This window comes from Mesorhizobium sp. U510 (assembly GCF_059180695.1).
Genome location: NZ_CP180532.1, coordinates 2,989,443 through 3,007,787 on the forward strand (window position 1 = coordinate 2,989,443; position 18,345 = coordinate 3,007,787).

The window sequence follows — 18,345 nt, forward strand, 5'->3', positions numbered from 1 at the left end:
CTCAGCTTTCCCGGGTGACAATATTTCCAACGCTCGGGCCAATCAGTTTTCCCTCGCGCACGATCTCACGACCGCGCAGGAAGACGCTTGCCAGCCGTGCCTGGACGGTCCAGCCGTCGAATGGCGTATAGCCCGCTCGCGACACCTGATCGGCATTGGCGATCGTGCTCGACTGGCGGGGATCGAGGATGAGGATATCGGCATCGTAGCCGGTGGCGATCCGTCCCTTGCGCCGGCCGAGGCCGAAGCGCTCGGCTGGATTGTTGGCACACATGCGTACCACATCCGGCAGCGCTATCAGCCCTTCCTCGACCAACCTCAGCACGGTTGGAAGCAGCGTCTGCAGCCCAGGCATGCCGCCCGGAATGTCGGCGAAAGCAGCATAGCGCGCGGCCTTTTCGGCCGGTGCATGCGGCGCGTGGTCGGTGGCGATGATGTCGATCAGGCCGGCGCTCAGCGCCGCGCGCAGCGCGTCGACATCATGCGGCGAACGCAGGGGCGGAGAGGCCTTCAGATTGGCCCCTTGTGTTTCGTAGTCCTGCGCCGTGAAGAACAGGTTCTGCGGCGTGGTTTCGACGCTGGCGTCGGCCATGCCGCGCAGCCGGCTCCACGCCTCGACGCCGAGTTCGGAATTGACCTGGCGGACGTGAATTCTGGTCTCGGCCGAGGCGGCGGCGGCAAGCGCGCGGGCGATGCCGCTTGCCTCCGCCAGCGGCGGCCGGCTGGCCTGAAAGGCGGCGATGGTGCCGGAGCGGTCACGCAGTGTGCTGCCGGTCAGGATCGATTGATCGCCCGGCGAGATGCCGATCAAAGTGTCGCTGCCGACGAAAGCTCTCAACGCTTCGGCCACGGCGTCGAGCGTCGCGAACAGGAAGTCATCGGGCACATCGGCTGTGAACAGTTCGAATGAGACCGGCGCGAGATCGAGCAGGCCTGAGACGTGCGACAGGTCGCTGCTGACCACGGCCTGGAAGCCGACATCGACATGGATGCGGCCATCGGTCATCGCCATCTTGTCGGCAAGCTGTTCGGCCGTGGCCGTCCACGGCTCGTCGGTCGGCATGTCGAGCACCGTCGTCACACCGCCAAGGGCCGCGGCATGCGTGCCGGAGGAAAAGTCCTCCTTGTGCGTCAGTCCGGGCTCGCGCAGATGCGCATGCGCGTCGACCAGGCCGGGTAGCAGATAGGCACCGGCCGCATCGACAACGGTCCTGGCCGAAGCCGTCTCGCCGGGCGCGATCATTGCCACGATGCGGCCGTCGGTGATGCCCACGTCGCGCCGCTCGAACCCTTCGGCGTTGACGATGGTGGCTCCCCGGATCAGCGTTTCGAACATGTCGCCATTCTCGTTGCTCTTGTCAGACGCGCCGCTCGAAGCCGGCATGATTGTCCAGCCAGAACCGGGCAATGTCTTCGCGCCGCATAAAGGCAGCGGCCGGGTTCTGCTTCACATGCTCGATCACCTCGCGCAGCCCGGACGCCCGGTTGGGCTGGCCCATCCAGCGCGCGTGGATGCCGATCGTCAGCATGCGGCCGCCGGTTTCGTCCGCCTCGTCGAGCATGTAATCGATCGCCGAGCGGCAATCCTCGGCGAAGTCGCGCGGATTGCTGTAGCCGGGCGCCACCAGATAGCGGCTGTCGTTGAGCGTCTTGGAATAGGGCACGACCAGGATCTCGGTCCCCCGATGATCGAGGAAATAGGGCAGGTCGTCGTTGCAGGGATCGGAGTGGTAGAGGAAGCCGCCTTCCTCGACGAGCAAATCGCGCGTGTTGATGCTGGGCAGCGAGCGGCAGTTCCAGCCGAGGGGGCGCCTGCCCAGCAGCTTCTGGTAAAGCGCGATCGCTTCATGCAGGTGGCGCTTTTCCTCGCTGCGCTCCATGGTCGTGTAGTCGATCCAGCGCAGGCCGTGGCCGAGCAGATCGTGCCGCCGCGTCTTCATCCATTCGACGAAGGGCGGGTTCCGGTCCAGCGCTACCGCGCAAGCGGAGATGGTGATCGGGATGTCGTAGCGATCGAAGAGCCGTGCCAGCCGCCAGACACCGGCGCGGCTGCCATATTCGAAATGCGTCTCGGTGCCGAGGTCGCGCACCGGCGGGCTGGAGGTGAGATTGTATTCGCCCCAATTGTCGTTTCGGCCGTCCTCCAGCCAGGAGTACTCCGAGCCTTCCTCGTAATTGAGCACGAGGTTGATGGCGAGCTTGACGCCGCCGGGCCAGGTCATGAAGGGCGGGCGCGGACCATAGCCGACGAAATCCCTCGGCTGGGTCGGTTGCGAGGCAGCGCTCGGCGTCATGGCAAGTTCCTCTCAGCTCGTTTCGTTGGCTTCTATCCAGTCCATGTAGGCGTGGAAGGCTTCCTTGCCGGGGCGCGGCCGCCATGTGGTGTCGCGTAGGATGCGGGCGATGTCATACGCGCCCCACATGCCGCCTTTCAGTCTCACATCCTGGACGATGTTGGCGTTTTCTCCCGATGTCACTTCGGCCTTCAGTCCGGGCACGCGTTCCCTTGCCCAGCCGATGATCTCGCCGATGGTCTGGCTCGAGCCGGAGCCGATGTTGTAGTGGCGGTAGTTGAGGCGCGGCGCATCGATCAGCGCGAGGATCGCGTCGGCAACGTCGGTCGAGGCGACATAGTCGCCGACAGGCTCCAGGCTGTTCGGCCTGATCGTCTCGCCGGCCAGAGCCATATGCGCGACGCGGTTGGGAACATGGCGAAAGTTGCGGCTCTCGGTCGCGCGGTCCATCGGGCCGTAGACCGAAGCAAGCCGCACCGAGACAGCCGACAGGCCGAACAGGTCGGCATAGCGGTTGGTCACCATCTCGGAGGCGAATTTCGAGATGCCGTAGAGCGTCAGCGGCGCGACATAGCCGTCTTCCGGCAGCGGCTCGCCGCCCCAGTCGGGTCCATTGTGACGGTAGACGGAGCCGGAACTGACATAGACGAAGCGCTTTACCTCCGGCCTCGTGCGCGCCCAGTCCAGCACCCGCACGGTGCCCATCAGATTGACGTCGACGATGCGGGCAGGGTCTTCCGCCTCTGGCTGGCGTTTTGCCTCGGAGGCGCTGCCGCGCGAGATCGGCGTGATCGTCGCGCCATGCACGATTGCCGTGATGCCATGCTTGTCGAGTGTCGCGGACCAGGCCTTCGGGTCGAGCACATCGGCAGCGATCACCGTGAGCCGGTCGCGTACCGGGGCGAAATGCTTTTCGGCCGCCGTGTCGAGGCCGGACCGGTCGAGGATCACGGCCCGGGCTTGCGGATCGCGGTCGAGCCAGGCGCGCGCGACCACGCTCATGACAAAGCCGGTGCCTCCAGTGACGAGTAGCGTCATGCGAACTCCTTGGTGGTTGAACGATGAGGGTCAGCGCGTCGCATAGCCGCCGTCCACGAGCATGTCGGATCCGGTGACGAAGGATGCATCCGATGACAAAAGGAAGGCAGCCGCCGCGGCGATCTCATCCGGCTCCGCGATGCGGCCGAGCAGATGCGCGGGTCCGAGACCTGCATTGGCCGCCTCGAAGTCCGGAAATCTGCGCAACAGGCGCGTCGTCGCCACCGCGCCCGGCGACAGGCTGTTGACGCGCACCTTATCCGGCGCATGGTCGACCGCCATCGCCTTGGCAAGATGGATCAGCCCCGCCTTGGCGGCGCAATAGGCGACGGCCCTGGTCGTCGCGACCCGTCCGAACTGCGATCCGATGAACACCACCGACCCGCCACCACCCGCGGCGATCAACGGCACCGCGTACTTGCTTATCAGGAACGCGCCGGTCAGGCTGACGTCGAGCTCGCGGCGCCAGGACTGTTCGTCGAGATCGACGACGGTGGCGTTCGTCGACGGCGCGGCAGCGTTGTGCACCAACCCGTCGAGCCGGCCGAATTTTTGTCTCGCGAATTCGACGGCGTCCCGGGCGGAACCGATGTCGGTCACGTCACATTGGCAGGCGGCAGCCGAAGGACCAAGTATACCGGCAAGCTGTGTCGCCAGCAGAAGATCATGGTCGGCACAGACGACGCTGGCGCCTTCCGAAACACAGCGTCGGGCAATGGCGGCGCCAATGCCGCTTGCGGCGCCCGCAATCAGGACAACGCTGCCTTGCAGTCGGTTCATCGCGGCGACCTCAAACCCGTTCCTCGGCGCTTTGCATGACCGGTGCCGTGACCGGCCGGCGCAGAAGATTGTAGCAGGCCGCGAGCGTGACCAGGGCAGCGCCGCCGCCGAGCAGCAGGAACATGGCGGGAGGCCCAAGATGCGCCATCAACCCCGCGGCGACACCCGGCGTTGCCACATTGCCGATCGAGTAGAGCAGAAGCAGCGTGCCGGAGGCGGCGACCATGTGCCGGCTATGAAGCTGAGACGCGCCGAAGGCCATCGCCACCGGATAGATCGTCAGCGCCGTGGCGCCATAGAGGAAGAACAGCACGAAAAGCAGCGGCACCGACAGGGTGCCGACCCATGCGATCGCGGCGCAGGCCGTCACCGACACCAGCCCTTGCGCCAGCAGCATCAGGCGGCGGTCGAACCGGTCCGACAGCCAGCCGACCGGGGTCTGCGCCAGCATGCCGGCGATGCTTATCGTGGTCACCAGCCAAACCGTGGCCGCCGCCGACAGTCCGATCTGCGTGCCGTAGAGAGGCGTCAGCACGAAGATGTTCATGTTGGTGATGCCAGCCTGGAAAATGGCGACGACCGTCACCGGCGCCAGCCTGAAAAGCGCCAGCGGTCCGAGCCGCCTGTCCGTCTTCGCCCCGGGCGCGGGCGCCGGCTCGGCCGGCACAGGAGGCAGCGTCGGCCAGCGCAGCCCCGCGAAGTTGGGCGTGAAGGCCAGAAGGACCGTCGCGGTCGCGACCAGAAACAGATGCGGAGATTGTGGACCGACCAGCGCGACCAGGATCTGGCCGAGCAGCACGGCAATCGCCGTCGTCAGCATGTAGATCGAGAACATCGCGCCGCGATTGTGCTGTTCGGCATAGAGATTGATCCAGCTCTCGCAGACGACAAACATCGACGCCATCGACATGCCGCCGAGCAGCCGGAAGCAGAACCAGCCCGGCATGAAGTCGGTGAAGACGAAGCCCAGAGCCGACAGCAGCGCTGTCGTCAGGATCAGCAGGAAGGTCCGCTCATGGCCGTAGCGGGCGACCAATGGACGCGTCATCAGGCATCCGATCAGGAAGCCGACCGGATAGGCGGTCAGCACGATCTGCACGATGTCGGGGTCGACGCCGGGTTTGCCGAGGTGGAACGAGACAGCGGTCGTCAGCATGGCGCTGCCGATACAGGCGAGGCAGACGCTTGCCATGATCGGCAGCGTGGCGCGGGAGCGCTCGGCATTCCGCCACAAGCGCATCGCGGATTGAGCGATCGATCCCATGAATGCAGCCGTCGGCCGGCTAGGACGGGCGCCGGAGATCGCAAGCAGGATCACTGACCGACGCCGGACTTTTACGCATTGCGACGGCTCCCCTTGGCAGTCACGCTGGCCGGCGGCTGCTCTCCCTGAGGGAAGCTACACCTCGCCATGCATGCCACAAGCGAAGATTGACACGGCTATGGCGTCATTTTTTTTGGCCATCCCAGTTGCGGAAAACAGGGTTGTGCCGTGCGACAGCCTTTACAGTCCTTTTGCACGCTCCCTACGATAGGTCGCCTGCCGAAGATCGAGAGGAGACCAGGAGATGACGATTGAACGCCTTGAGAATGGCCAACGCTTCTGCCGGGTGCTGCGCTATAACGGTACCGTCTATGTCGCCGGCCTGACGGCGGACGACCTTTCCGGCGACACCACCGCACAGACCAGGCAGATCCTCGGCAAGATCGATACCCTTCTGGCCAAGGCCGGCAGCGACAAGTCGAAACTTCTCAGCGCCCAGATCTGGCTGCGCGACATCGCCGACTTCGAGATGATGAATGCTGCATGGGATGCCTGGATCGATCGCAGCGCCATGCCGGTGCGCGCGACGGTGGAGGCGCGGCTTGCCGGCGACCAGTATCGCGTCGAGATCATGGTCACGGCGGCGGTCGGCTGACGCCGTTTGGGGTGGGAAAACCGAATGCATGAGCTGGTGATCAAAGGCGGACGCGTTGCGCTCGACGACGGGTGGGCCGAATGCGAGATCGCCGTCGACGACGGCCGCATCGCCGCTATTGGCACCAGCCTGGCCGGTAAATCCGTGATCGGCGCTGGCGGTCGTTGGGTCATGCCCGGCGGCATCGATGCCCATTGCCATCTCGACCAGCCGGTCTGGGGCGGGGCCGGCAATGCGGACGATTTCGAGTCCGGCACCATCTCGGCGGCTTTCGGCGGCACGACATGCATCGTCCCGTTCGGAATGCCGGGTCCGGAGATGAGCACTATCGGCGCCATTGATCGAGCGCTCGATCGCGCCACAGGCCGCGCGGTGATCGACTACGGGCTGCACGCCGTGGTGACCATGGGCACCGGCCCGGATGTAGAGCAACAGCTTTCGCAACTTGCCGGTCGCGGCATCGCCTCGGTCAAGCTGTTCATGACCTATCAGGGTTTTGCCGTCGACGACGACCTGTTCTTCAGGGTGCTCGATACTGCCCACAGGCTTGGCTGGATCGTCATGGTCCATGCCGAGAACGATGCCGCGATAAGGCGCACACGCCAGCGGCTGATCGATCTCGGCCGCACCGATATCCGCTACCATGCCGTTGCCCACAGCGAGACGATGGAGCGCGAGGCCACGCATCGTGCGCTGGCCTTCGCCGAGATGACAGGCGCGCGCATGACCATCGTCCACGTCTCGTCCTGGCAGTCGGCCGAGGAGGTGGCGCGAGCGAGGACGCGCGGCGTCGGCGCTATCGCCGAGACCTGCCCGCAATATCTGTTCATCGGCGCAGCCGACCTCGACCGCCCGGCCATCGATGCGGCGCGTTTTGTCTTTTCGCCGCCGCCGCGTTCGCCGCGCAGCCATCGGCATCTGTGGCAGGCGCTGATCGATGGCGGCATCGATCTCTGGTCCTCCGACCATTCGCCCTATTTCTTCGCCGACAAGATCGCGAGATCGCAGACGCCCGCCTTCACCACCACGCTGAGCGGCATTCCCGGCATCGAGACTCGTCTGCCGTTGCTCTTCTCGGAAGGGCTGCTCACCGGCCGGCTGACGCTGGACCGCTATCTCGATCTCACCTCCCGCAATGCCGCCGCGATCTATGGTCTGGCCCATGCCAAGGGGCGGATAGCGGTCGGCCTCGATGCCGATCTGGCGCTGTGGGATCCGACCGCGACCTGGACGCTCGGGCATCAGGCGCTGCATTCGCGCGTCGACTTCACGCCCTACGAGGGCAGGAGCGTAACCGGCAAGCCGACCACCGTGCTGGTGCGCGGCGTGCCGGTGGTCGTGGACGGCAAGCTCCAGGTGCGGCCGGGGTTCGGACAATTCGTAGCGCGCACCGCCGCCGATCCGGCTCTTTCGCGAAAACCAGTCGAGGAGACGACGCCATGGCTCGATGCCTGACTATTGCGGTTGCCCAGACCGGACCCATACAGCGCAGCGCCTCGCGTGCCGAAACAGTCGATCGCCTTGTCCTTCTGCTGGAACAGGCCGCCGTCGCAGGTGCGGAGATTGCTGTATTTCCCGAGATGGCGCTGACCACCTTTTTTCCGCGCTGGCGCATTGACGACCAGGCGGAGATCGACGCCTTCTTCGAACAGTCGATGCCAGGCCCCGAAACGCAGCGCCTCTACGATGCCGCCGCGCGCCTCAAGGTCGGCTTCGCGGTCGGCTATTGCGAGATCGCCAGGGAAGACGGCCACACGCGCCATTTCAACACGATGGACCTTGTCGGCCCGGACGGGCGCTTCATCGGGCGCTACCGCAAGATGCATGTGCCGGGGTCGAGCGAGCCGGAGCAAGGCACCACCACGCATCTCGAACGCCGCTACTTCGAACCCGGCAATCTCGGCTTTCCCGTCTTCGACTATCGCGGCGTCCGTGTCGGCATGGCGATCTGCAACGACCGCCGTTGGCCGGAGACTTACCGCATGCTGTGCCTGAATGGCGCCGAGGTCGTGCTGCTCGGCTACAACACGCCGCTGCTTCTCGACGAAGCGCCGGGACTGGCGCATCTGAGAATGTTCCACAACCATCTGCCGATGCAGGCCGGCGCCTACCAGAACACGCTGTGGGTGGCGGCGGCCGCCAAGGCTGGCCTCGAAGACGGCCAGGCACTGATCGGCGGATCCTGCATCATCGCGCCGACCGGAGAGATCGCCGCGCAGGCGATGTCGCTCGACGACGAGATAATCGTCCATCGCGCCGATCTCGATCTGATCGAGACCTGCCGGAAGGTGAATTTCAACTTCGCGCTCTATCGCCGCCCCGACCAGTACCGGCGCATTTCGGAACCGGTCTGAGATCGAGCGAGATGGGCCTCCTCGAAGCCAATCAGGACACGATGCCGCGCGCGGCCCATCCGCTGTCACTCGGCGAGATCGTCGAGAATGGACTCTGTATCGGCTGCGGCCTCTGCCGTTCGATAGCCACGCCCGATGCCATCGAAATGGTGATGACGCCGGAGGGCCGCGAGCGGCCGGTGGCGAGACAGGCGCTGGACAGGCCGACGCTGATGCGGATCAATGCCGTCTGTCCGGGAACGCGCATCGCAGGTCCGCCGCCAGCCCGATCAGGCGAAACCACGTTGATGGACACGGTCTGGGGACCGGTCGAGAGGCTTGTGCTCGGCCGCGCCGGAGATCCGAGCGTGCGGTTTATCGGTTCCGGCGGCGGGGTGCTGACGGCGCTCGGCCAGTTCCTGCTGAGCTCCGGGCGTGTCAAATTCGTGCTGCATGTCGCGGCGTCACATTCCCAGCCGATGCGCAGCGAAACGCGGCTGAGTTTCGATGCCGCTTCGATGCTCGAGGGCGCGGGCTCGCGCTATGGCCCGGCTGCGACCCTGGTGGATTTCGGCGATATCCTTGATCGCGGCGAACCCTTCGCGCTGATTGCCAAGCCTTGCGACATCACCGCCGTGCGCAACCTGGCGCGGCTCGATCCGCGCGTCGACGAGTACATGCGCTATGCCTTGGCCTTCGTCTGCGGCGGCGCATCGGACCTTTCGAAATCGGAACAGGTGCTGCAGCGTTTCGGCCTCGCCGAGGACGAGCTCGCGCTGTTCCGCTATCGCGGCCACGGCAATCCCGGCCTCAACCGGATCGAAACCAGGGACGGCCGCGCCTTCGAGCTTAGCTATCGGCAGCTGTGGGAAGACGAGGACAAATGGATGATCCAGCCACGCTGCAAGATCTGTCCCGACGCGATCGGCCAGGTGGCGGACATTGCCGTTTCGGATGCCTGGCTGAATGGTGGGCCGGCGGTCGAGGACGAGGCGCTCAACGGCATCATCGTGCGCACCAGGCGCGGCCTTGAACTGTTCGACGCGGCCGTCGAAACCGGCGCGCTGGAGATCAAGCGCGAGACCGGCATTGCCGAGATCAGCGAATTGCAGTCGCACCAGGTGCGCAAGCGGCGCGCTGTCTGGGCGCGGCTGAAAGGCATGGCGATCGCCGGCAAGCCGGTGCCGTTTGTCACCGACCTCGCACTTGGAGATTGCGCCCTACAGAATTCGCTGGCGGAGAACCTGGCCGAGGGTCGCGGTGCCCGCGACCGCGCTCACCGCGGTCGCCTGGGTGAGCCTCCTGCCGCGCCGCGCAAAAGCAGGACCGTGCAATCGTGTTGAAGGATGGGCTGATATGAGTGCCGCCGAGGAAACCGAAGTCATCATCATTGGCGGCGGCATTGCCGGCGCAGGCGCCGCCTTCGAGATTTCCCGCACTTCCAAGGTGGTCGTGCTCGAGCGGGAAAGCCATTGCGGCTACCACACCACCGGCCGCTCGGCGGCGAGCTTTACCGAGAACTACGGCAACGGCATCATCCGCCGCATCGTGCTGGCAAGCCGGGCTTTCCTGAGCGAGCCGCCGGCCGGCTTCAGCGATTATCCGCTGCTCGGCAAGCGCGGCATGATCACCGTGGCGCGCGCCGATCAGCTCGACCTCTTGGCGCAGGATCTAGAGGCCGCGCAGGCGCTGGTGCCCTCGATCGTCGTCATGACACCGGCCGAGGCGATTGCGCGCGTGCCGGTGCTGCGCGCGGATTATCTCGCCGGCGCCTATATCGAACCGCATTCGATGGACATCGATGTCAACGGCCTGCATCAAGGCTATCTGCGCGGCGCCCGCGCGCGTGGCGCGCGCATCGTCACCAATGCCGGCGTTAACGCCATCGACCGCCGAGGCGGCCAGTGGCGGGTCGAAACCCCGGCGGGAACATTCCTTGCGCCAACGCTCGTCAATGCCGCCGGTGCCTGGGGCGACGAGATCGCTTTGATGGCGGGCGTGCGTCCGGTCGGATTGCAACCGAAGCGCCGCACCGCCTTCAACATTCCAGCACCCGCCGGTGTCGACATATCAGAGTGGCCGCTGGTCAACGATGTCGGCGCCGAATTCTATTTCAAGCCTGATGCCGGGCAGTTGTTCGTCTCGCCTGCCGATGCGACGCTTTCTCCACCGATGGATGCCTATGCGGAGGACATCGACGTCGCGATCGGCGCCGAGCGTCTTGAACGGGCCACCACGATCGAAGTGCAGCGCGTATCGCGCTCATGGGCGGGCTTGCGGACCTTCGTCGCCGATGGGTCGCCGGTGGTCGGACCGGATGATGAGGTCCCGGATTTCGTCTGGCTGGTCGGGCAGGGCGGTTACGGCATCAAGACCTCGCCGGCGCTGTCGCGCGTCTGCGCCAGCCTGATCGCGGGCAAGGGCTTTCCAGACGACGTCGCAAGGCAGGGTGTGTCGTTGGACGACCTCACGCTACACCGGCTGCGCGGCGGCGAGTCTCAAACCAGGCAGGTTGCTTCATGAGCAACGCCGCCCTCACAGCCGGCGGCACGTTGGCCGGGCATCTGCTGGAGAGGCTGGCGCAGGCCACCACTGACGCGCCAGGGATCACGCGCGTCGCCTACGGAGCCGGCGAGCGTTTTGCGCATGGTCTCGTGCGCGACGAAGCGGAAAAGCTCGGTGCCACGGCGCGTGTCGATCCCGCCGGTAATCTCTATCTGACGCTGAAGGGCCGCAATCCGGATTTGCCGGCGATTGTCATCGGCTCGCATCTCGACAGTGTGCCGCATGGCGGCAATTTCGACGGCGCCGCTGGTGTCGTGGCGGGGCTGGCGGTGATGGCCGAACTGGTTGGGCGAGGCATCCAGTTGCCGCGCGACCTGATCGTGCTGGCGACCCGCGCCGAAGAGGCTGTCTGGTTTCCCCTGTCCTATCCCGGCAGCCAGGCCGCACTTGGTCTGCTGCAGCCGGCCGCGCTAGACGCAAAGCGGTCGGACAGCGGACGCACGCTGGCCGAGCACATGTTGGAAGAGGGTTTCGACCCCGATGCCGTGCGGCGCGGCGTGCCTGGCATCGATGCCGGCCGGATCGCGGCTTTCATCGAAGTGCATATCGAGCAGGGACCGCGCCTTGTCGCGTCCGGCGCGCCGGTCGGTATCGTCACCGGCATTGCCGGCGGCTTCCGCTATGTCGAGGCAAAATGCTTCGGCGCCTATGGCCATTCCGGCGCCGAGCCGCGCTTTGCCCGGCATGACAGTGTGCTTGGCTTTGCCGATCTGGTCGCCGGCCTTGAAGCGGAATGGGACGCGCTCGAGCGCGAAGGCCACGAAGCCACCATCACCTTCGGCCGGGTGGAATCCGATCCGAGCCAGCATGGCGGCAGCCGCGTCCTGGGCGAGCTTCGCTTCACGCTCGATGTGCGCAGCGCCGAGGCCGCTGTCCTGGAACGGATCGCGGCGAGGCTGCACGTGATCTTCGCCGAAGTCAGCACGAAGCGTGGTGTCAGCTTCGAGGCCGGGCCACGCTTCACCTGGGAGCCAGCGACCATGTCGCGGGCGCTGATTACGAGGTTGGACCGCGCTGCCACAGAGCTGCAGATCCGGTCGCCGCATGTGCCGAGCGGGGCGGGGCATGACGCGGCCACCTTTGCCGGCGCCGACATTGCGACCGCCATGATCTTCGTGCGCAATGAGAACGGCAGCCACAACCCGCATGAAGCGATGGAGATCGCCGATCTCGATCAGGCGATCCGCCTGATTCTTCGTTTCGTCACCGACTTCGACAATCCCCTGGGACAGCCATGAACCTTGCCGCGACCGCCCTGCTCGTCATCGACCTGCAGAACGAATACCGCCCCGGTGCCGCCTGGCCGGTGATCGGCTATGACGCGGTGCTCGCCAACACCGCCACGCTGATCGAAGCCGCTCGTGCGGCGGGCGTGCCGGTCATCCATGCCCAGGCCTGGGTGAAGCCGGAGGAACGCGACGGCTATGCGCGGCAGGAAGAAATCCTGACCGAGGAATTCCGCTCCGCCGTGGCCGGCAGCGAAGGTGCTGCGATCTGCGCCGAGGTGGCCGCGCAGCCCGGCGACATCGTCATCCATAAGCACTGGCCAAGCGCCTTTCGCCGCACCGATCTTTCAAGACGGCTTGCCGACCTCAAGGTCGAGAACCTGATCGTGACCGGCGTCCTGACCGACAGCTGCGTGACCGAGAGCGTGTTCGACGCGGTCTATCAGGGGTTCAGGGTCTGGCTGGTCAAGGATGCCTGCGGCAGCATGAGCGAGGCCATGCACCGCACCGGCATGCTCGACATGGCCAACCGGCTCTATGGCGGCGGCATATTGCGCCTGCCCGAGGCACAGAAGGCGCTCGCCGGCCAGCCCTTCGACGGCTGGCGCTGCACGCGGCCGGTGGAATTCGTCTACACGTTAGAGACGGTCGACCGGATTTACGAGGCGCTGTGATCGACGCCGCAACCGCATGCGCCTCCGACAACTTTTGAAGCCGAGGGCTTGAGAACCGCGCCCGGCAATGCTCCGGTCGCCCTGCCGCCGCGCCAGACGGATATGCCATTGACGAAGACATTCTCGATGCCAGTAGCGGGCCGGCGCGGCTCCTCGAAGGTAGCGGTGTCGATGATCGTTTCCGGATCGAAGATGACGAGGTCGGCGAAATTGCCTTCCGCCAGAAGCCCGCGCTGCGCGATGCCGAATTCCCGTGCGGGCGGGCCGGTCATGCGGAACACAGCCTCCTCCAGGCTGAACAGGCCGACATCCCTGGCATAGTGACCGAGCACACGCGGAAACGTGCCCCATAGGCGCGGATGCGGATGGATGTCGTGCGGCAGGCCATCCGACCCGATCATGGTGCGCGGATGCGCGATGATGTTGCGCACATCCGTCTCGTCGAGTTGGAAATAGACGGCACCTGCCGGCAGCAGGCGCTGGCCCGCCTCGCGTTCGCTGCAATTCCATTCGAGCGCGATGTCGGCGATCTCACGCCGGGCCATCTCGGGATGCGGATCGGACCAGGTGATGAGGATCTTCAGGCCGGTGTCGCAGCGCTCGAGCCGAAGCACGGTCGAACTCGCGGCGTAGGGGTAGACATCCATGCCGATGGCCATCGTCTGGCGCGCCTGGTCGATCCGTTTCAGGGAAGGGGTGCTTTTGCCGAAATTGGCGCGGCCGGTGCATTGATGGTGCGAGATGAAGAGCTTGCCACCGGCATGGTCGGCGATGTCGATGGCTTCCTCGATGGCCTCGTCCATCGTCTCGAAATAGTTGCGCGTGTGGGTGACATAAGGGCCGCCGAGGCTTGCCGCCGTGGCAGCGAGCGCCTTGACCTCTTCGGTCGAGGAGTTGACCGCCGGCGGATAGTCGAGGCCGGTGCTGAGCCCGAACGCACCTTCGGCCATCGCCTCGGCGACCGCCTCCTGCATCGCCGCCGTCTCGGCTTCGTTGGCCGGACGGTCGGTCACCGGCATGCAGCGCTGGCGCAACGTGGTGTGGCCGACCAACAAGGCTGCGTTGGTGGCGATGCCACACTTTTTCAACTCAGCGACATAGTCGGCAAAACGGTCGAAACGGAAATTCTCGCGGCCGCCGACCAGCGTGAAGGGCGGTGGCGGCGTCGTGTCGAAAAGCAGCGGCGCCAGGCTGACGCCGCAATTGCCGGCGATCACCGTCGTCACGCCCTGGCTGATCTTCGGGTCCATGCCGCGCGGAGCCAGCAGCGCGCCATCGTCATGGGTGTGCACGTCGATGAAGCCGGGCGCCACCACCTTGCCCCTGGCATCGATTTCCTCGATGCCAGTCGCGTCGTCCAGCCGACCGATGGCGGCGATCCTGTCGCCGGTGACGGCGATGTCGGCCTCGAAAGGATTCGAGCCGTCGCCCGCGATCAGCGTCGCGTTGCGGATGACGAGATCATAGGGCATCGGGCAGAGGTCCTAACCTTCAGGATTGGCGGCGATCTCCTCGTGGCGGCGCGCGACATAGGCGTCGAGCTCCTCGCGGATCGCGGGGTCAATCGCCGGTTCTTCGTAGTCGTGCAGCGCCTGCTGCCAGAGCTCCGTAGCCCGCTCCAGCGCATCCTTGCCGCCGGCTTCCTCCCAGGCGCCATGGTTCTGCCAGTTGGAGAGCATGGGCTGGTAGAAGGCGGTGGTGTAGCGCGACATTGTGTGCTCGGCGCCGAAGAAATGGCCGCCGGCCGGCACCGATTTGATGGCCTCGAAACCGAGATCGTCCTCCTGGAACGGCAGCGGCCGCAGGAACTCCATCATGTTCTGCAGGATCTCGACGTCGAGCACGAGCTTTTCATAGGAGGCGGTGAGCCCGCCCTCCAGCCAGCCGGCGGCGTGATAAATCAGATTGGCGCCGCCGAGCACCGCGCCCCAGGTCGCCATTTCCGTCTCATAGGCGGCCTGCAGGTCGACCACGTTGGAGGCGTTGGCATTGGAGGTGCGGTAGGGCAGATGATAACGCCGCGCCAATTGGCCGGCGATGATGTTGGCCTTGGCGTTCTCCGGTGTGCCGAAGGCCGGCGCTCCCGACTTCATGTCGACATTGGAGGTGAAGGCGCCGTACATCACCGGCGTGCCGGGATTGACGAGCTGGGTCAGCACCACGCCGAACAGCGCCTCGGCATTCTGCTGGCAAAGCGCTGCGGCAAGCGTCACCGGCGTCATTGCCCCCATCAGGGTGAAAGGCGTGACGGTCACCGGCTGGCCATGTTCGGCCATTGCGATCAACCCTTCCGCCATCGCATCGTCGAACAGGCGCGGTGAGTTGATCGAGATGATCGTGGTCACGCCGGGCGAGACGCGCATCTCCTCGACGGAGATGCCGCGCGCGATCGCCATCATGTTGATCCCGTCCATCGCCCTCGCGCGACCGATCGCCGTGCAGTGGAAGGAGAGATCGCTCAGCGTCAGATTGGCATGGTAGGTGTCGAGATGGCGGGAATTGGCCGGCAGCTCCATCGGCGCCACCACCTGGTTGCCGATGATGTGGATGGCATTGAAGTGGTGCGCCAGCTTGATGAAGTTCTGGTAGTCGGCAAGATTGCCCTGACGGCGGCCGTGGATGCGGTCGTGCACATTCGGCGGACCCGCTACCAGGCCGAAGACCAGCGAATTGCCGCCGAGATGCACCTGCTTCTCAGGATTGCGGCTGGTCAGCGTGAAGGAGGACGGCACCGCCCGCAGCGCCTCGTTCACCAGGCTCTCGTCGATGCGGATGGTCTTTTCCTCGCGGTCGACGATGGCGCCGGCGGAAGCGAACAGGTCCATCACCCGCTCGCTCATGACGCGGATGCCGAGTTCAGACAGTATACGCATCGAGGTGTCGTGAAGCCGCTCCATCCGCTCTTCGTCGAGCAACTGCATCGGCGGGTAGGGGTTCTCCACATGCTGCCAGGGCAGTTGCGCGATACCGCCGCCGCTGCGTCCCAGCTTCGATCTGCGGCCACCGCCGCGCCTGTCCTGTGACATCGGATTTATTCCTTCCCGGCCGTCAATAGCCGCGTTCCGGACTGACCACGTTCTCCAGCGGCTCGCCGTTGCGATAGCGCTTCAGATTGTCGGCGAACATGCGAACCGACTTGATGTCCCAGCCGTCATAGACCGCCGCGCGATGCGGCGTGATGGCGACGTTGTCGTAACCCCAAAGCGGATGCTCTGGGGGCAGTGGCTCGGTCGCAAAGACATCCAGCGCCGCGCCCTTGATCCGTTTGGCGTCGAGCGCGGCCAGAAGTGCTGCCTCCTCGACGACGCCGCCGCGCGAAATGTCGATGAGCACGGCTGACGGCTTCATCGCGGCGAACGCCGCCTCACCGACCAGGCCGCGCGTGCTGGACAGCAACGGCACGCAGCAGACGATGAAATCGGCGCGGCCAATCAGCGGCAGGAGCGCGTCCGGACCATGCACCTCTTCGACGCAAGGCATCGGCTTGGGGCGTGCCCGAATGCCGAGCGTGTGCATGCCCATTGCCTGTGCCCGCTTGGCGACGGCCTCACCGGTCTTGCCGAGGCCAATGATGAGTACTGTCTTGCCCTCGATCGGCTCGACACGGCCGCCTCCCCACTGGCGAGCCTGCTGGCGGCGTTCGAAGCCGCGCAAGTCGAGCGAAAAGGAGAGCATGGCGCCCAACACATATTCCGCAAGCATGCCGGCGGCGACGCCCGCGGAATTGGTCACCGTAACGCGCGTCGGATCCCAGCGACCCAGATGATCCGTGCCGGAGCCGCCGATGGACACCCATTTTACGGTCGGGCTTTCGACGAGGGCCTGGCGTGGATAGCGCGGCGTCCCATCGAAGCGGATGGAATAGACCACTTCCGCCGCCACGCGCTCGATCAACTCGGGAAGCGCCGCGTAGCTCTCGCAGGGATGCACCGGCAGGTCCGGGTGCGTCTCCACGAGCACGGCCAACGCGCCGGCCGGCTTGTCGGTGTGCAAAATGACGGTTGGGCGAGGGGACATGATGCCGGTCTCAGCTCCGGCCAATGTGATCGGCCGAAGGACCGAGCGCTGCGAGCAGTTTCTCGCCGCTCTCGAGCGTCGCGTTCTCATGTGGAGCGCGCAGGTTCAGCCATCGCCTATCGCCCGAGCGCACCGCCAGGACGGCCTTCATCGCCGGGATCAGCCCGGCATCCTGGATGATCTTGCGGAACGCCTTGATCGCGGCATCCGCCTCGGCGACGTCCTCGCCTGCCAGCGTACGATCATAGAGGGAGCGGATGGCCGCGGCATTGAGGTTGACGGTGGCCGAGATGCAGCCTGCCGCGCCGTGGGCCAGGCCCTTGGTCAATTGCGCTTCAGAGCTGGGGAACACCGCAACCTTGGGCGCCGCGGCAATCACCGCAGCCGTGTTGTTCCAGTCGCCGGCGCTGTCCTTGTAGGCGACAACGGTGTCAGGAAAGGTTTCGCTCAAAAGCGCCGTCAAGCCAGGGCTCACCGCCACGCCAGAGTTCTGCGGGATATGGTAGAGGATCATCTTCATCGCAGGATTCGCGATCCGCTCGATCAGTTCGCTGTAGTAGCGTTTCTGGCCATCGTCGCCGACGGCGGTGTAAAAGAACGAAGGCAGCACCATCACCCCGGCGCAGCCGAGCCCGACCGCGTGCGCCGACAGTTCGACGGTTTCGGGCAGCGCTGTAACGCCGGTGCCGGGCATCAGCCGGCTTGGCGGAATGCCGGCTTCGATCAGCCACTCCAGCGCCTGGGTGCGTTCATCGAGCGAGAGCGACAGCGCCTCACCGGTGGTGCCGAAGGGAGACAGGAAATGTGCCCCCTGGCCCAGCACCCATTTGGCGTGGCCTATCCAGAGGTCGCGCGCGATGCGGCCACCGTCTTCGAACGGCGTCAGGATCGGTGCGATGGTTCCTTGCGGGCGGGTCATGTGCGTCCTTCCGTATCGATCGGCAAATCTGTGCAGTGCCTGGCTGCCGCCGTTACCATCCTGGCGAAGTACGCCGACGCGGTGATGTCGAACAATACGTCGAAGCCCGCCTGGGAACGGAACGTGACGGCCTCGATGTGGCCAACGCGCGTCTGCGCAATGTCCTCGGTGCCGAATCTGTCCGCTCTGAGATCAAGCGCGCATAGCCGCTCCATGGCGCTCGGCGCCCGCGGGCCCGAGAGGCGTAGCCATGCCCAGCCTTCCTCGCGCCATGACGAATGGCCCTTTGGCTCGATTGCGCCATGCCAGTTGCCTGCAAGCTCGGCGAGCGCGTTGTCGGCGTCTTCGGCCAGCAACAGGATATCGTCGTTGCCAAGGCGCAGCACACGTGCACCGCGCCAGCTCTCGATGCGATTGACAGCAGGCAAGGGCACGCCTCGCGACGCGAGCCAGCCGGCGCTGCCGCCGCCCTTAAGGCCGAAGCGGAGACTGCCCGTAAGATCGGTCAGCATCACCGCTCCCGAAGGCAGACTCGCGCCGTCCGCGGCGCCACCCGGCATGAACGGAAACACAGGGGATG

General features: G+C 65.5%; 17 protein-coding genes. 7 read left to right on the forward strand and 10 right to left on the reverse strand.

Features of this window, described 5'->3' with window-relative positions; all coding sequences use genetic code 11:
• Position 1 precedes the first annotated feature (1 nt).
• Genes ACLGL5_RS15970 through ACLGL5_RS15990 form a run of 5 tightly spaced genes read right to left on the reverse strand, consistent with a single transcriptional unit; the run spans position 2 to position 5,376 of the window.
• Positions 2–1,384, reverse strand: coding sequence for a dihydroorotase (locus ACLGL5_RS15970; protein WP_245307097.1), 1,383 nt, complete (start codon positions 1,382–1,384; stop codon positions 2–4).
• Positions 1,359–2,294, reverse strand: coding sequence for a polysaccharide deacetylase family protein (locus ACLGL5_RS15975; protein ID WP_069091520.1), 936 nt, complete (start codon positions 2,292–2,294; stop codon positions 1,359–1,361). The genes ACLGL5_RS15970 and ACLGL5_RS15975 overlap by 26 nt, the downstream gene beginning before the upstream one ends.
• Before the next feature lie 12 nt (positions 2,295–2,306).
• Entirely contained in the window at positions 2,307–3,332 is a 1,026-nt protein-coding gene (locus ACLGL5_RS15980; RefSeq protein ID WP_020628787.1) for an NAD-dependent epimerase/dehydratase family protein, read from the reverse strand.
• Positions 3,333–3,362: 30 nt separating this feature from the next.
• Positions 3,363–4,112 carry an SDR family NAD(P)-dependent oxidoreductase gene (locus ACLGL5_RS15985; protein WP_069091521.1) on the reverse strand — a complete coding sequence of 250 codons (750 nt, stop codon included), beginning with the start codon at positions 4,110–4,112 and terminating at the stop codon, positions 3,363–3,365.
• Between the two features lie 10 nt (positions 4,113–4,122).
• A complete protein-coding gene (locus ACLGL5_RS15990) occupies positions 4,123–5,376 on the reverse strand; it encodes an MFS transporter (protein WP_038645014.1) in 1,254 nt (417 codons plus the stop codon).
• 304 nt (positions 5,377–5,680) lie between these two features.
• On the opposite strand from ACLGL5_RS15990, the gene ACLGL5_RS15995 reads away from it, so the two are divergent.
• Genes ACLGL5_RS15995 through ACLGL5_RS16025 form a run of 7 tightly spaced genes read left to right on the forward strand, consistent with a single transcriptional unit; the run spans position 5,681 to position 12,829 of the window.
• The gene (locus tag ACLGL5_RS15995; protein WP_019856633.1) at positions 5,681–6,031 is read left to right on the forward strand and encodes a RidA family protein; all 351 of its coding nucleotides are present in this window, start codon (positions 5,681–5,683) and stop codon (positions 6,029–6,031) included.
• Positions 6,032–6,055: 24 nt separating this feature from the next.
• A complete protein-coding gene (hydA, locus tag ACLGL5_RS16000) occupies positions 6,056–7,486 on the forward strand; it encodes a dihydropyrimidinase (protein ID WP_069091522.1) in 1,431 nt (476 codons plus the stop codon).
• The gene (locus tag ACLGL5_RS16005) at positions 7,471–8,385 is read left to right on the forward strand and encodes a nitrilase-related carbon-nitrogen hydrolase (protein ID WP_064983434.1); all 915 of its coding nucleotides are present in this window, start codon (positions 7,471–7,473) and stop codon (positions 8,383–8,385) included. Before hydA ends, ACLGL5_RS16005 begins: the two co-directional genes overlap by 16 nt.
• Positions 8,386–8,396: 11 nt before the next feature.
• On the forward strand, positions 8,397–9,707 hold the full coding sequence (locus ACLGL5_RS16010) for a Coenzyme F420 hydrogenase/dehydrogenase, beta subunit C-terminal domain (protein WP_019856636.1): 1,311 nt from the start codon (positions 8,397–8,399) through the stop codon (positions 9,705–9,707).
• 13 nt (positions 9,708–9,720) lie between these two features.
• Complete coding sequence (locus ACLGL5_RS16015; RefSeq protein ID WP_069091523.1) at positions 9,721–10,887, forward strand: NAD(P)/FAD-dependent oxidoreductase; 1,167 nt, start codon at positions 9,721–9,723, stop codon at positions 10,885–10,887.
• Positions 10,884–12,167 (forward strand): hydantoinase/carbamoylase family amidase, encoded by a 1,284-nt coding sequence (locus tag ACLGL5_RS16020; RefSeq protein ID WP_069091524.1) that lies wholly within the window; start codon positions 10,884–10,886, stop codon positions 12,165–12,167. The genes ACLGL5_RS16015 and ACLGL5_RS16020 overlap by 4 nt, the downstream gene beginning before the upstream one ends.
• Positions 12,164–12,829, forward strand: coding sequence for a cysteine hydrolase family protein (locus ACLGL5_RS16025; protein ID WP_038645023.1), 666 nt, complete (start codon positions 12,164–12,166; stop codon positions 12,827–12,829). The genes ACLGL5_RS16020 and ACLGL5_RS16025 overlap by 4 nt, the downstream gene beginning before the upstream one ends.
• Here ACLGL5_RS16025 and ACLGL5_RS16030 read toward each other — a convergent pair.
• Genes ACLGL5_RS16030 through ACLGL5_RS16050 form a run of 5 tightly spaced genes read right to left on the reverse strand, consistent with a single transcriptional unit; the run spans position 12,814 to position 18,277 of the window.
• Positions 12,814–14,301: an N-acyl-D-amino-acid deacylase family protein gene (locus tag ACLGL5_RS16030; protein ID WP_069091525.1), complete on the reverse strand. Its 1,488-nt coding sequence runs from the start codon at positions 14,299–14,301 to the stop codon at positions 12,814–12,816. The two genes, ACLGL5_RS16025 and ACLGL5_RS16030, sit on opposite strands and share 16 nt — an antisense overlap.
• Positions 14,302–14,313: 12 nt before the next feature.
• On the reverse strand, positions 14,314–15,855 hold the full coding sequence (locus ACLGL5_RS16035) for a trimethylamine methyltransferase family protein (protein ID WP_069091526.1): 1,542 nt from the start codon (positions 15,853–15,855) through the stop codon (positions 14,314–14,316).
• Between the two features lie 22 nt (positions 15,856–15,877).
• The gene (locus ACLGL5_RS16040; RefSeq protein WP_020628788.1) at positions 15,878–16,846 is read right to left on the reverse strand and encodes a D-2-hydroxyacid dehydrogenase; all 969 of its coding nucleotides are present in this window, start codon (positions 16,844–16,846) and stop codon (positions 15,878–15,880) included.
• A 10-nt stretch (positions 16,847–16,856) separates the two neighbouring features.
• Positions 16,857–17,765, reverse strand: a complete 909-nt coding sequence (locus ACLGL5_RS16045) for a dihydrodipicolinate synthase family protein (protein ID WP_069091527.1) — start codon at positions 17,763–17,765, stop codon at positions 16,857–16,859.
• The gene (locus ACLGL5_RS16050; RefSeq protein ID WP_171903270.1) at positions 17,762–18,277 is read right to left on the reverse strand and encodes an aminomethyltransferase family protein; all 516 of its coding nucleotides are present in this window, start codon (positions 18,275–18,277) and stop codon (positions 17,762–17,764) included. The genes ACLGL5_RS16045 and ACLGL5_RS16050 overlap by 4 nt, the downstream gene beginning before the upstream one ends.
• Positions 18,278–18,345 lie beyond the last annotated feature (68 nt).